This window comes from Nocardia sp. NPDC059691, assembly GCF_042733915.1.
Classification (GTDB): domain Bacteria; phylum Actinomycetota; class Actinomycetes; order Mycobacteriales; family Mycobacteriaceae; genus Nocardia; species Nocardia sichangensis.
Genome location: NZ_JBHWFB010000010.1, coordinates 19251 through 34494, shown reverse-complemented (window position 1 = coordinate 34494; position 15244 = coordinate 19251). Strand labels below are relative to the sequence as shown.

Sequence of the window (15244 nt, the reverse complement as noted above, 5' to 3'; positions counted from 1 at the left end):
CCTGTGATGAACGAGCCGAGCGTCCCCACGCACCTGCCGAGGATCGTGGCCGAGCGCGGCGATCGAGCTCCGGTCGTCGCGGTCGGCAGCGTGTGCATCGTCGTCGACGCGCGCATGGTCGATGCCGCGGGTCGCTACACGGTGGCGCCGGCTGATCTCCAGGTACTCGCCCTGGCCGCACTGCTCGCCCGGCCGGGCTTCACGCGTCGCGACGAACCGGTACCCGACCGGCTCCTGACGCCCGAGCAAATCGCCGAAATGCGCCGCCGATCCGACGCTTTCGAGGAATCCCGGTTCTGAACGACGGTCGCTGAGCCGGCGCACGCCCGCTCAGCGACCACACGCTCAGGTCGCGACCGCGACCGCCGCCTTGACCGCGCCGGCGAGCAGCCGCATCGATGCGGGAGCGCCGGGATTGATCAGGACATCGATGCCCTCCTCCGGCAGCGCCGCGGCGAGTTCGGCCATCGAGACCTCGGTCCAGCCTTCGACCTGCGCGTGCCTGCGGTGCTCGGGCGCCGAGGTCACCAGCACGCAGGGGATCTGATCCGGGGACGCCGCGACGACCGGATTGCCGTTCTCGTCGACCGCGACACCGACCACCGCACCGCGCAGGGTCGCCAGCAGCTGGCCCGGTTCGGCCCGCTTCTCCAGGACCAGCCGCAATGTCGCGTCGATCGGATCGATGAACGACCCCTCGTCGGCGGGGCGATAATCCGGATTGGGCTGGAATTCGCCTGCTGTGCCGTCGGTATCGACGAACCAGCCACCCAGCACCGCGTGTGCGGGCGGGCGATCGTCCTCGTCGGCGGGCTGCCAGCCCGGATCGATCAGGAACAGCCATTCCGCGTCGTTGTCGTTGCTCTGCTCGGTCATTGATGAGCCCTTCTCGATCAGTCTTCTCAGCTGGATTCGGTCGAATCGGGGTGTGGCGGTGGGTGCCGGGTATGGTCGTGCCGGATCTGCTGGCCGTTGCGATAGGACATCCAGCCGGCATTGTGGCTCGCACCCAGCCAGCTGATCCGTATCGGCGGCCCCTCCTCCTTGTCGACCCGCAGGACATGAAAGTTGACGGTGCCGGTGCTCGCATGGACCGGGCGCCCCGGGAACACCCTGCCGAAGACCTCGGCGAAACCGGATCCCGCAACGCCCGCTGCCGCCTTGCATGCCATCAAGACGAACGATTTCGGCGTCCCCAGCGCGGCGGCGAGCCCGGAGGCAAGCGCGGCGCCGAAAGGGTGCGCGGACTGGACGATCGAGGCAAAGGTCCTCCCGTCGACGTCGATGGTAACCCCGGATCGCAGGTTGATTTCGAAGAGGTTCGCATCGGCGTGCGCACTGATATATACCGGTCCATTCTTCCCGTTCGCATAGTCGAGGGCCCACGGCGCACGGACGTTTTCGGTGCGCGACGACTCTTCACGCAGGATTCGTTGCACCACCACACTCAAATCGTCGTCGCCGTCGCGCATTCTGGTGACCACGTTGTGGAAATTCTCCGTCCGCGCCCACAACAGCTCGCCCGCGAGATGGTCTGGCTGATGAAAACTGACGCCGATCGTGTCGCCGCGGTGATCGAGCATCGGGTTGACGAGTACGTCCGCGCCGAAGAAGCCGATTACCCGGTCGTCGCTGGTCACCCCGAAGTACGGTTCCTCACCGAAAAATGCCTCCGTCGAGCGCAACTGCTCGACCCAGTCGACGATATCGGTGTCATTCGCCGTCTGTTCGACGAATGCCGCCCTGCCATCGGTGGCCGGAGCGCCGTACCTCGTCGCGGCGTGGTCGGTCGCGACGGCGTTCAGGTAGGACATCCACCCCGCGTTGTCGCCGGCGGCCAGCAGGCCCACCCCGCGACCACTCTCCGCATGGACATCGACATCGCCGCGAGACCCGTAGATCCGGCGGTCGGGGAAAGTCTGGTGCAGTGCGGCCGAGAACTCCTCGCCCGCCGAGCCGTTCGCTACCGCACAAGCGATCATGACGACCGACCGCGACGGACCCGATGTCATTGCCGCCTGAAAGGCCGGCGACGCCTGCACGATGGCAGCGAAGGTCGCACCGTCGACGGCGATCGACCGCCCGCCGCGCGAGCGGACTTCGAAACCGCGGCTGTCGGCGTGCACCGAGATGTAGAACGGACCCGGCTTGCCCTCCTGGTACTCGGCCACCCACGGAGCCGGGACGAACCGGTCCAACCCGATCCGATTCCGGTCACCGGCGAGCGCGGCGGACCCGGCTTCGCCCGGCCGAGTGCGGAAGACCATCCCGTGGCCGTTCGGCGCGTTCCCCCAGGTACGCAGCACCTCCAATTCGTCGGGCCCGTAGAGGAAGGTGATGCCCACCGTGCGGCCCTGCTGATCGAGGATCGGCTCCTGGATCAGATTCTTCGCGCGGAACCGCACCACGGTGTGGTCCGCGGTGCCGGACAACTTGTTTCCACCGCCCAGCTGTCCGAGTACACCGAGGTGCTTCTTCCAATCGATCGGATGCGAGACGTGCGCGACCGCGTGACCGTCGCCCTCGTCGGCGCCGGGCAACTCGACGCCGAGAAGTTCGGCTGCGTCGGCCGACTGTGCCGGTTCCGGTGCCTCCGAATGAGTTCCGACCAGATCGTCGGCGCCCGGCGGGGCGAGCCGGTCGAGTCCGAACAGTCCCCGTGCACCCGGACCACAGATCGCGAGGGTGGCGAATTTGTTGAGATGCCGCAGTTCCACGTCCACCACCCCGTCGGCCTGGAAGGTGATTCCGGGCAGCGGAGGTTGTGCCGATCTGTTCGTGCCCCATGGGTTACGCAGCCGCAACGCCACCGGGCGGCCGTCCTCATCTCGCTGCACGCCGAGTGCCGTGTAGCCGTGATTGCCCGCCAGGCCTGGGAATCGAACGGTGTCGTCGCGACCCCAGTTGCGCGTACCCAGCATCACCAGATCGCCTCGGCCCAAAGCGAAGTAGACGCGTTCGGCGATGTGCCTGCCGGTCTGCTCGTCCAGCTCACGGGTGCGCCAGGACGCCGCCCGGTCCACGGAATCGACGAGGCGCTCGATGTTCGAAGTCCAGCGCGTGCGCTGCTGCGGGCTCAACTCATGGTTCAGGAAGCGCCGGAACCCCTCGGTCGAGCCGGGGTTGTCCGGCCGGATCAGCCGGTAGAACTCACGCACGGCCGCCCACACGTCGTTCCCATTGCCGGCCACCAGTGCCAGCACCTGTGCGCGATCCGCGTCGGTGCCCATCGGATTCGCCTCGCGTGCGCGATGATCGCGCACCCGATCTTCCCACTCGCCACGCAATGCGCAGACCGCGCGAGCGAACTCGTCATCGTTGCCGGCCAGGCTGCGGAGCTCGTCGATGTCCATCCGCATCGGATGATGGAAATAGGCATCGGTGACCGCCCGGGACGGCTGGAACCGCAATCCGCCGGGCAGCGTGGCGGGCAGCATCGTCGCGGCGGTGGTGCCGGGACTGCCGCCGTCGAGTCCGGCGTAGCCGAATTCACCGACGAAGACCGCGTAGGCCTTCTCCAGGACCGCGGGCCACAACACGCCCAGGTCGGCGGCGTAGCGAGTGCTGTTGTCGCCGTTGACATAGAGATCTTTGGAGACCCGCACCCAAGCCGCGTCACCGTTCTTGTCGAAGAACCGGACGGCGACGGAGTCACCGAGATCGGTCATCATTTCGCGGAGCAAGGGCAGCGAGCTGCGGGCCAGCGCCATCATGTTGGCGGCCAGGAAGCAGTTGCCCAGCGCGCCCTGCCGCACGTCCGACACCCGGGGGCCACTGATCTCATCCCAGAGGGGATTGTTCGACCGGCGCAGCTCGGGCACGAGTGGACCGAGGATGTCGCTGTCCAGGGTGTGCCAGGTAGCTGCCTTCGGACGCCCGAGCATCGTCCGGCTCGGATCCGATGTCCCACCGGGATTCTGCGCGTGTTTCACCGCCACAACGGCACGCGGAGGTAGCCAGACCTGGGTGTCGCCGGACCCGTCGATTCCGATACCGGCACGGGCCAGGAAGTAGGTGGTCTCCCAGAAGAATGTGGCGGCATTCTCCTCGAATGCCTCGGCGAGCAACGTCTTACGGATCCGGATCGGACTGGCATCGTGCTTCTGATCCAGCGGAACCAGCCCGATGTATTCGGCTCCGGTGCCAGGATGGCTGAACGTTCCCTGCACGGCGCGCCAGCCGCTGCCGACGTCGAGCCGGTGCGCGGTACCGAGTCCGTCGATCAGCACGCATCGATCGCCGCGAACGAACGCCTCGGCGGCCGGGGCGACGTGCAACGGCAACGCCCCCAGGGTTTCCGTGGTCGGTGGGTGATGCTCCGCCATCGCGGCGGGTGGGCTCAGCGCCGTTGCCGTCGAGCCTTCGTCCGGGTCGGCGAACAGCGCGGCGAGTTCGTCATCACTCCAATGGATCTCGGCGTTGTCGGCGAGCAAGCCCGCGCCCGGCGCCGGGTGCCGGGCATCCTCGGACATATCCTCGAGATCGGCCAGTTCTTCGAGACCGGACCCGTCGCGCAGCGTGCGTCCACGCACCGCGTGGTCGAACGCGTCGTCGAACATGTTGCGGGTCAGCCACTTCCACAGTCGAGCGTCGTTCGCGGCCGCCTCCTCGGGAGTTGCCGCCGCGACCACCTCGGTGACTTCCTGGTCCGAGGAAAAACGCAGGGGAGCGCTGAGCGCGCCATGGATGGTCGATCCGGAGTCGACCACGCCGCTCGAAGCGGCGGCCGGGGCTGGGTAGCGAGTGGACGCATGGTCTGTTCGAGTGCCGTTGCTGTGCAATGTCACCCAACCGGCGTTGCGGTCCGCCGCGATCAGGCGATAGTTGACATCCGGCCGTGCCGGATAACGCATGGTCGACTGCCACACCGAGGTAGCGGCGGCATGAACCGGCACATGCGGGAAGTTCTGGTGCAGTGTGCGCGCGAACTTCGTTGCCGCCGAACCCTTTGCGGGTTTGCAGGCCAGCAGAACGATCGAGGTCGCCGCACCGACGCTCAGCGGGCCTCGCAGTCCCGACCACTCGACGATCTTCGCGAACGTCGTGCCGTTCACCTCGAGCGTGGTTCCGGTCCGAAGCCGGATCTCGAACGTATTCGGACCCGCGTGGGCGGTGACGAAGACCGGTCGATGTCCGGTCCGGGTGAACTCGGCGACCCACGGCGCGTCGACCACCTCCTGTCCGACCCTCAGCGGACCGTGGAAGGCCTGCTTCCCGGTCTGCCCCGGCTGGGTGCGCACTACCTTGTCGTGCCACTCCGTCGCGGCCGCCCAGCGTCGATTCGCGTCGAGTTCCAGATCGACGTGCTGGAAGCAGACACCGGTCAATGCTCCGGTCGATCCGAACATCTCGTGCGCGACGACGTCGGCGTAGGTGAAATTGATCGGCAACTCGAAGGCGTTCTTGCCGTGCAGGACGTCCGGATCGTTGGATACCCGCCACGAGTTCAGATACGTGCGCCAGCCACTGCTCACCGCGGGGGCGACGAGTGCCCCGGACTCCGCGGAAGTGTCGGCCACCTCGGGCACCTCGGGCACCGCGCCGGTCCGCGTCCCCGTAGACCGCCCGGGTGTCCCGCTCACCGCGGCGGGCGCATGCTTGATCGTGTTCTCCTGCACCACCTTCGCGCCATCGGAACCGATGGTGACCCAGCCCCGGTTGTCGTTGACGCCGAGAGTGGCGAAGGTCTTCCCCGCCTTCTTGACGCTGACCATCACCACGCCCGCGCCCGCGTGCACCGGGGCGGTGGGCAGCAGATCGCGCATCGCCAGCGCGAAATCGGTCGCCGCCGTCCGTTTGCCCGCCTTGCACGAGATCAGCACCAACGACCGGTCCGTCGCCTGACCACCCGTCCGCAGCGCCTCCTGGAAGTACTCGGCGGCCTTCACGATCTTGGCGTAGTTGGCACCGTCGACCCGCACCGATCGAGTCGACTCCTGCTTCGTCCCCTTCTTCCAGATGATCTCGACCATGAACCCCTTCGAGTCCGCGTGCGCGTCGATATAGACCGGACCCGGACCGTCCTGGGCATAGTCGGTCTTCCATGGCGCGTCGACGACATCCTTGCCGAATACCAAGCGCCGTTTGGTGACGTCGTCCACGTCCTGACCGCTGTCGGTCAGTACCACCATGTCCTGCCCGGATGCCGCGCGCGCCCACTTGATCGCCTCGCGCTGCCCCTCCGACTTGAGGACGAACGACACTCCGATCGTTGTGCCGTTCTTGTCGAGCAGGGCTCGGCTGAGTACGTCCGAGACTTCGAACTCGGTGCGCTGCTTGCTCGCGCCGCGCACGCCTTCCGCGGTGGTCGTCGTCAGGGGCGAGCTCACCGGTGGATCGAGGACTTCTTTCCATTGCCGCACGATCGGATTGCGGCTGGAAACCGATGAATTCGACCCTGCGAGCTCGGTGGCGACGGTCGTGGACGATCCGGTCGCGCCGGTGGGATAGCGGGTGCCGGCGTGCTCGACGCGGGTGCCGTCGCTGTGCAAACTCACCCACCCGGCATTGTTGTCGGCGGCGAGGTAGCGGTAACGAACAGTGGGCACGGCCGGGTTCCGCCAGTTGGAGATCCAGACCGCGCTGGCGGCGGCGTGCACCGGCGCGGCCGGAAACCTCTGGTGCAGCGTAGCCGCGAAGTCGGTGGCCGCCGAACCTTTCGCAGGCTCACACGCGACCAGCACGACCGAGCTCGGACCGCCGGCGGCGCGCGCGGCTTCCAGCGCCGGGGACTGCTCGACGAGCTTGGCGAATGTCGCGCCGCTCACCTCGAGCGTCGTTCCGGTTCGCAGCCGGATCTCGAAGGCGTTCGGACCAGCGTGGGCGTTGACGAAAATCGGTTCCCGGCCGACCCCGCCGTATTGGGCCGCCCACGGCGCCGCGACGACCTCGTGCCCGACCCTGGTCTGACCAGCGAAGACATCCTTGCCGGTTTGACCGGGCCGGGTACGCACCACCTTGTCGTGCCACTGCTGCGCACCCGCCCAGCGCTCGGCCCCCTCGATCTCCGACTCGACGTGCTTGTAACTGACGCCGATCGGCGTCCCCGCCGGTCCGATCAGGTCCTGGGTTACCACGTCGGCGAAGGTGAAATTGACCGTGACGCCCAGGAAGTTCTTGCCGTGCAGCGCATTCGGATCATCGGTTACGCGCGAGGAGTTGAGATAGGTTTTCCATCCGCTGCTGATCGCGGGGTCCGCCTGCCCCGGCTTGTTCACTATCGGCGGGGCCGTGTACTCGAGTACCTTCCAGGGAATTCCGGCCGCACGGAGCTGATCCCGCAGGGCTGATTCCGGCTCCCACTCGAAGACCACATGATCGATGTCGGCAGTGGTGACGCCACCGTGCACCTGCGCCTCCACATACCCCCACTTCCGGAAATCCGGATGCGTCAGGTCTCGCCGCAGGCCGACATGGGCGCTCGGCAGGCCGGGCCTGCGTGGCGGGTAGACGCCGAAGGACTCCGGTGCGGGGTCCTCGAGGCTCGAAGGATAGACATTTTGCTGATGCTCGATGGAATCTCCCACGCACACCGTCGTGCGGGCCCGCACCGTGGACTTCAGGACGACCACGACGTCGCCGTAGGCATTCAATCGTTCGTCGTTCAGCTCGCCGACCGGCTGTTCACCGCCTACGCGAACGTACCCGTAGACGGCCCGCTCATCGATCGGATGGTCATTCACGTCATGGCCGAACCAGCGGGCTTCGAGCAGCGCTCGGTCATTCATTCCGGTGCCGGTGTCGCCCAGATCGAATATCGTTTTGAACCGGCCATCCCGCAGCACTTCCAGCAGCGACTCCTCGAAGATCCGGACGGCGATATCTTTGCCCGCGAGCACCGCGACCAGCTCGGCCTTCATCTCCGCGCGCGCCGTCTCGAGTGAAATTTGATGCTCGGCAGCAAGTTTCACCGTGTGCCGATCGATGCTCCCCAGCTGCTTCGCGCGTGCCACAGCGATGGTGCGCTGCTCCACCGGCAGCGTCGCGAAGTGATTCTCCAACTCGTCGTGCAATGCCGTCCGCCGCGCCGTCAACTCGTCACGCAGTACGGCATCGTTGCGACTGGCTTTGATCTCGTCGGCCAACTCCGCCAGCCGCTCGCCCAGCACACGACTCCGCGGGTCCGCGAACACTACCGCCGGCGCGGGTACGTGGCCGTTGACAATCGCCGCCTCGGGGACATCGTCACGCTGGAGCGGGCCGGTCGCCCGGCGCGGCGTCACGCCGATCCGATTCGCGTCCACGGACAACCAGCCGACAGTCGACCCGCCGTACAGCGTGAACTTGGTCGAGTCGAGCGGATCAGGACGTCCGTAGACGGACCCGGCGGGCAACATCGACGCTTTTCCGGCGGTGACGACATGCGCCCCCGTCGCCGTCGAGCTCACCACCACCGTGCCGTCATCGCGTGTCCGGGTGGTGAAAAGCTCAGCCACCAGTACGCTGTCGAGCGCCACCGGACCGGAGATCGGATGTTCGATTTCGTGCACGAGGCTCTGCTCGTGCGAATAGGTCCGCACCACCGGCATTTCCTCGGTCCCGATCGCGACCAGATGCCCTGTGGTGTCGGTTACGAACAGGCCCGGGAAGTCGACGACGGCGAGCGGCGCCGGCGGACCGAACTGATCGTCGCCGAACAGCTGCGGCAGTTCGGCACCGGTCAGGTCGTCCGAGAACGAACCGGCAGCCGACTGAGAGACATCGGTATCCTGCTGCCCGAGGTCCGCCTGCTCGGGTATCGGCGACGGGATATCCAGGTCCCGTGCGGATGTGTGTGCTGCCACGCTCGTGGCGTTCGCGACGACGGCGGTCGGCGGCAGCACGGTGCGGCCCATCCGCCGTGCGGCGTTTTCCGCTTGCAGGTGCGACGCCGCGGCCCGCACCGCGGCCTCGGCGGCTTCGCGTTCGGCCGTCGCCGCCCGGTGCGCGTCCCGCGCGATGGTGTACTCGCCGAGGGCCGTGTCCCGGACCGTGCGGGTTCGCACGGTGCTACCCACGGCATCGGCACGCTCCGCGAGGTCCTTTGTGGCCCGTGCCTCATCGAGCCGGACGGTCGCGTTCTCATGGCTGGTGATCGCGTCGGTGTAGCGGATTATGGTCTGGGCGTGGTGCGGAGCGGTGGCGAACAGCGCGTCATCGGCGGCCAGGAAGTATTCGACACTGCCCTGCTGGCCGTTGCGCGCGGCGCGGTTCTCGGCCTGGATATCGATGTCACGCACATCCGACTTGCCCGAAATGCTGACATGCAGGCCACCGGCCGCGTTGACGGCATCGCTGATCTCGATATCGACGCCACGGCCGCCTTGACGGTTGATGATCAGGATCTTGCCGAGCTGACCGGCCTTGTCGAAGATCGCTTTCAGGTCGGCTTCCGCGGTGGGGCCCCGGTCGGCGAACCACCGGGCATCGACGACCTCGTGCGGAATATCCGCGAGCTTCAACCGGACCGAGATCTCGGCGACCTCACTGTTGCGGTTGGTGATCACCAGTTCGGGACGCGCCTGGGCACGGTGCCGACCGATGAGTTTGTCGGCGATCGCATCGTGCTTGGCCGACTGGTTCGGAGCCAGATTCGCCTCGAGAGTGTCCAGTTTCGATTCCGTGAAGCGCGGAACTGTGACTACCGGCTTCATCCCGTAGTTGTCGACGAGGTGGCCGGACACCCCCTCGGCCGTGCCCGAAGCGCCCGAGAGCCATTCGTACCGCTCCGCGAGCATGGTCTTGGCGGTGAGGCTTTGTGAAGACACCGAGTCGCCCCGGATCGTGATCCCGTGCTTGGCCTCGATGGCCTGCGCCAAACCGCCGTTCCACCGGCTCTCGGTCGAGGTCGCCGGATCGAACATCACTTTGTGGGTGGTTTGGTCGATGATGTAGACCTTGTCGACGCCGTCGCCACCTCGGTGCACGATGTAGTGGTCGTTCTCGACGAACTCCCAGTGCGCCGAGGCGGCGGAATTCACCCGGTCGATCTGGACGGCGAGGTCGTCGGGGCTCGCACCTGGATCCTCCTCGGCGAGCAGCCTTCTGACCTTCTCGGCGCCTTCGGCGTTGAGCTTCGCCGGGCCGCCGATCTGCCCGCCCGTCCGATCGAAGTCCGCGGGGCTCAGATCCCCGGAAGCAAGCCGATTGTCGAGGAAGTGCCGAGCCGCCATGATGCGGGAGGCGATATGCGGATCCGCGGCCAGGCTGGGGCCGTCGGAGATGATCCAGGTGGTGTCGGCGTAGTACAGCGCCTCGTCGAGTTCGTCGATGACGGCGATATCGCCGCGCATGAACTTGCCACGGAGTTGCCCGAATGCCGCATCGTCGAGGGTGCCGATATAGATGGTCGGCTTCGCCGGATCGAGGCCGGTCTCGTCGGCGCCGTTCGGATTCATCCTGACCACGTTGAACACGTCCGGACCTAGCACCCCGAGAACCTGTTTGTACAGGTTGACCGCATCGTTGGCCAGAGTGTCGCGAGTGGTGAAAACGTGCACCGAGTCACCGGCGGCGGCCTTCAGAATCGAATCGGCGAGGAAGACGAACGTCTTGCCCTCGCCCGCGTCCATATTGATGGGGCCCTCGCGCATTCCCATCGTGCCCATGACCTGGGTCCAGCGCAGGACCTTGCCCGGCGCCACCTCCGCACCGTCGTCGTCGAACTTCGTTGTCCCCCGCCGGATGGTTTCGACGGCGGCGGTCACCGCGCGGTGATATTTCGCAACGCTTTCCGCGTCGCGCGCATCGTGGTGGACGCTGCCTCGCAGCGCCTCCCGCAGGTCCTCGGGTGTGGCGTTCTCCCAATCTTCACGCTTGTACATCCGGGTGATGTCTTCGGCTTCCCGGAGGAAGTCCCGCTGCGGCTCATCGGAGACGGCACGGGTGAACGGCTCGGGCGGCTCAGTCGAATCAACCTCTGTCGCAGACGTCTTTCGCGAAGTCGGCGTCGGTTCGGCGGCCTGCGTCCACCCCTCGCGATCGGAATCGGTGTACTTGCGTCCCTGCTGGTCGTAATGGTCCAGGTCGCCGTAGATCCCGAGCTTTTCCAGCGCGGCTTTCACCCGAGTCGGCGAGGGCTGGTACGCACCTGCCCAGTCGTGCACCGCGACCATTTTCCCGTTGACGAATTGCGCTTGGAAAGCCACGTAGACGCCCGCGTTGTGGAATTGCTCGTGATGCAGGTTCTTGCCGACGTACCAGTTGCCGTCATGGTCACCGACCACGGTCCGCATTGCGGGCGCGGATATTTCGGCCCAGCGCTTCAGAATCGGGCCCTGGCGCGGCACCTCGATCGTCGTGGCGCCCTTGCGCGGGATCACGTCCGATTCGGGATCCGGCTTACCGTTGGATTCCGGATCGGAGGCTTTGGACCAGAGGCCGTCCTTGTCGATCGTGTACCGGTGATCGGGCAGCTCGTCGGTGTTGAACCGGAACACACCCCGGGAGTTCCGTTCGTCGTAACCGCGGACGCCGCCGCCCGCGCCCTCGCCGAGATCGTCGGTGACGGCCGTCTTCTTCTGGCCGAAGCCAGGGCGCATCGGCAAGTCGCCGTCCTGGAATGGCCGGAACAGCTCCCGGCCTTCGTGCGGGGACTTGTTGCCACGGAGCATCTGCATTGTCTGCTCGAAGCCCAGGACTTCCCGGATGAAGGCCTTGCCGCCCGGCCAGGCCGGATCGAGCAGCGATGTCTCGACCAGCCGCCAGCGCAGGCCGGTGGCCTCGTCGATCCTTCCGACGAGAGCCAGGTCGTCGCTGACGCCCTTTATGCCTTTGGCGCCCGCGCGGGCCCGCGGTTCGGCCACGGGCGATGCCGAGGTGTCGCGCGCCGGAGCCTTCTCCCCTTTGTCGCCCTGGGGATTCGGAGCACCGGCTGGTTCCTTGACCGGTGTTGTCTTGTCGGTTGCCGCGGCCGAATTCTCAAAGGTCGGCCGGGTTCCCTGCGGAGCGTCCGGCCGGTTCGGGGACACCGAATCGATCTCGGGTTGCGCGAATTCCGCACGCCGCTGGACCGGGTTCGAAGGCACCTCGTCCGACTTGGTCGCGACGGTCGAGTCGACTTGTTTCGCTTGAATGGACTCCGGAGCATCGAGTGCGCCACCCGCCCGCGGTTGCGCACGCGCCGAGTGGTCACCGGATACGTCGTTCCTCGGTGCCGTCGGCATGTCGTCTCGGCTTGCAACAACTTTGGTGTCCGCGCCACGTTGGGCGGATGGCGACGAACTCGGGGACTTGTCCCCGCCGGTGGCGTTCGACGCCGCCTGCTGGGATGCGGTTGCCGCGTTGTGCGGCTGCGGTACGAGCTGACCGCCGTCGTGCTGCTGCGACGCGGGCTCGGCCGGCTCGGAAGACTGTCGTTGTGCAGTCGATTCCGATTGTTCATGGTTCGCGAGCGCGTGACCGGTGTTCGGTGCGGAAGAGTCGTCACCACCCGATTTCGCGGACGACGACTGCTGCGACAGGTTGTCCTCGGCGGTGTTCCGGTGCGTTGAGCTCACGATCGAGTCATCGGTCTGATCACCGCCCTGGTTGGATGCCGAGGACCCACTGCGGTGTTCGGACAGCGATTCGTTCGGCTGCGCGCCACTCCCTCTCCCCGCGTTGCCATTCGGCGAGTCCGAAACGCTCTTGGGTGCAGCCGCGGGCCCGGTATCCGAGGGCGGCACTTTGGTCGGTGGTGTCGATCCGGCCGGACTGCGCGGGCCGCCGACGGGATCGACGTGCACTTTGCCGGCGCCGGCGCCACGCCAACGTCCCGCGCCGGAGCTGAACGCGCCCGCGGCACCGGCGCCGAGCATCCTCGGGTCCAGTTCGAATTCGCCACCGTTGATGACCTGGTTGGCGATGCCACCGCCGATCATTCCGCCGACACCACCGGCGCCGCCCTCGACGGCGCCGCGCATGAGCTGCTGGAACCTGCTGTCGAATTGCGAACGGGTGATCTTTCCGCCCAGGAGCTCGAACAGATCACCACCGAGCTTGCCGAACATCGCGCCGAACGCACCACCCAGCGCGCCGCCCAGCGCCGCGAACCACAAATCCTTACCGTTGACACCGTCGCGATGTCCGGCCGCCATTTGTCCCAGCTGGATCAGGAGCGTCAGAATCACCTGCTGCCCCATGGCTTTCAGCGCGGCGACGAGCATCTGCCGCAACAGCTGCTTCAGGTATTGGAAGACAATGCGGTACCACCCGATCAACGCCGCCTGCGTCGGGCCGGCGGTCGGCGGGAACAGCCACGCGAGCGCGATCTCGTAGACCAACTGGACGAGGCCGACGATGATCATGATCTTGTTCTGTTGAATCGCGCAACCGACCTGATCGCACGAATCAGCAAGCTGACCGAGTGATTTGGCGATAGCTTGCAACGAGGCCTGATCCGACTCATCGGTGAGGTTCCGCAGGGTGCGCGACATGGCCGAACCCGAACCGGCCGACGGATACGCCGAGAGGATATCGTCCACCGCGTCGTCGAGAGCCGAGACCAGCCCGGTCAATCCCGCCGAGGCGTCCGACCAGGCGTCGGCGAGGGCGAACATGCCGTTCTCGCTGCCCTCCGGCCAAGCGCTACCGGCGACCCAGCTCAACCACCGCAGGTCCTCGGGCAGGTTGATATCGGATTGCCGTACCGCATCGGGAATCGACATCACCGGCCGCCGTCTCGCAGACCGGGCCCATGCCACGGGTCGGCGGCGTCGGGCTCGAACTGTTCCTCGACCGGCGGCTCACGACGCTCTTGCCGCTTCTCCTTGCCAGAGACCGACTGACCACTACTCCCCATCGCGGGCGTCCCCGGCATCCCCGGCATCGCGGCCTGGGGCAGTACGCCCGCACGCGACTGGGCGCCGATGCCACCGGCTTTCGGCACCAGCTTCTCCCCGTCATAGGCCGCCCCGAGCACCCGCGGCAGCGGCGCCGACGGAATGCCTCCACCCTTGCCGCCCGTCGTCGGACCACCGGTCTTGTCAACCGGCACAACCGTTCCCGGATCGGTCGCGCGGTACACGTTCGGACCGAGAGCACCAGGGAGTGCGGGCACGCCGGGGTGTGCCGGGATGCCGCCGAGCGTCGGTCCCGGCGTCGCGAGTGCGTCGATCGGGTTCGAGGAGGAAGCCTCTACGCTCAGTGGCGCGGCAGGATCGCGAGTACCGGTAGCCGCGAGATTCGGCGTGGAAGGCATGTTCGGCCGGTCGGCATCCGGGTCACCGGCCGAGGAACCAGCGGGATCAGAACCACCGCCGGTGGATCCACCCGAATTCTGTCCGCCTCCATTGCCGGACTGCTGGTCCTGATCACCCGGCGGCAGGCCGGACGGGTTGTTGTTTCCGGTGTTCTTGCCGAAGTTCGGTTCGGAGCTGAGCGGGCCCTTGTACGGACCGGGGTCGCCACTGGCGTTCTCGTCTACGTAGTTCTTCAGAATCCACTGGGCGTACAGGTCCTCGCCCGCGGCGAATGCTCTGCCCGCCTGCTCGATTGTGGTGCCATAGTTGACCAGTAGCTGTCCGAAGATCGGAATCGCCCCGGTGGCGTCCGATTCCAGACTCGCGTTGCCCACCAGCGCTTCGGCCGATGCCGAATAGCCTGTCGCGCCCTCGGCGAACTGTTTACCGAACTCGTCCGCCCCCCAAGGACTTCCCAGCCGCTGCAAGGAGTCGCTCAGTGTGCTGAGAATGTCGAACAGACCCTTCGGTGCGCTCGGCAGTTCGGCGAGCCGCTTACCCTTGTTGATCAGATCCTGCGGGTCGACCTTGATCGGGTCGCCACCGGCGTTGTAATTGGCCGGGCCGCCGTAGGGGTTCGAACCGCTGTTGGGCTTGCCGCCAGTGTTCGGGTTCCCACCGCTCGGGCGGTTGTTGACCGGTGGGCCGCCGCTCGGCCCCGCACCGCCGCCTTTCGGCGCGGGCTTCCCCGAGCCGCCCTTGCCGGACCCGCCTCCTGGCGCCGGGGCGCGATCGTCCCTGTCGCCCTTCGGATTCTTCTCGTCTTTATCTTTCTTATCTTTGTCGTCCTTATCCGCGTCCTTGACGCGCTTTCCGTCTTCGGGCTTGCCTTCGCCATCGAGATCCCAGGGCAATCCCGACGATTGCCAGTCCTCACCCAGATCCAAGAACGACAACCCCGCCGGCAACTCGAACCGCCCCGACTCACCGAACAGCGAAAGGAACGGGTTGCTACCGGCGTCAGGGTTAGGTGCCACAGGGCGATCGTGCCGTCGCCCTCGTGTCGCTCGCGCGGCGCGCCGACGGAGTTCACCAAACCTTCAGGC

At 66.7% G+C, this 15244-nt stretch carries 4 protein-coding genes; 1 reads left to right on the top strand and 3 read right to left on the bottom strand.

Going from position 1 to position 15244, the window contains the following annotated elements; all coding sequences use genetic code 11:
• Positions 1 to 6: 6 nt before the first annotated feature.
• On the top strand, positions 7 to 300 hold the full coding sequence (locus ACFV2O_RS22080) for a hypothetical protein (protein ID WP_379253415.1): 294 nt from the start codon (positions 7 to 9) through the stop codon (positions 298 to 300).
• Between the two features lie 45 nt (positions 301 to 345).
• On the opposite strand, the gene ACFV2O_RS22075 is transcribed toward ACFV2O_RS22080, so the two are convergent.
• From ACFV2O_RS22075 to ACFV2O_RS22065, 3 genes are read right to left on the bottom strand one after another with little or no spacing between them, the layout of a single operon-like run.
• Complete coding sequence (locus ACFV2O_RS22075) at positions 346 to 876, bottom strand: type VII secretion system-associated protein (protein WP_379253414.1); 531 nt, start codon at positions 874 to 876, stop codon at positions 346 to 348.
• A gap of 26 nt (positions 877 to 902) precedes the next feature.
• Positions 903 to 13625 carry a C2 family cysteine protease gene (locus ACFV2O_RS22070; protein ID WP_379253413.1) on the bottom strand — a complete coding sequence of 4241 codons (12723 nt, stop codon included), beginning with the start codon at positions 13623 to 13625 and terminating at the stop codon, positions 903 to 905.
• Positions 13625 to 15175, bottom strand: a complete 1551-nt coding sequence (locus ACFV2O_RS22065) for a hypothetical protein (protein ID WP_379253412.1) — start codon at positions 15173 to 15175, stop codon at positions 13625 to 13627. Before ACFV2O_RS22065 ends, ACFV2O_RS22070 begins: the two co-directional genes overlap by 1 nt.
• Positions 15176 to 15244: the final 69 nt, after the last annotated feature.

Bases quoted from the DNA above. Each gene is read 5' to 3' on its own strand.
- ACFV2O_RS22080 (WP_379253415.1), top strand. From the start codon at position 7: ATGAACGAGCCGAGCGTCCCCACGCACCTGCCGAGGATCGTGGCCGAG.
- ACFV2O_RS22075 (WP_379253414.1), bottom strand. From the start codon at position 876: ATGACCGAGCAGAGCAACGACAACGACGCGGAATGGCTGTTCCTGATC.
- ACFV2O_RS22070 (WP_379253413.1), bottom strand. From the start codon at position 13,625: ATGTCGATTCCCGATGCGGTACGGCAATCCGATATCAACCTGCCCGAG.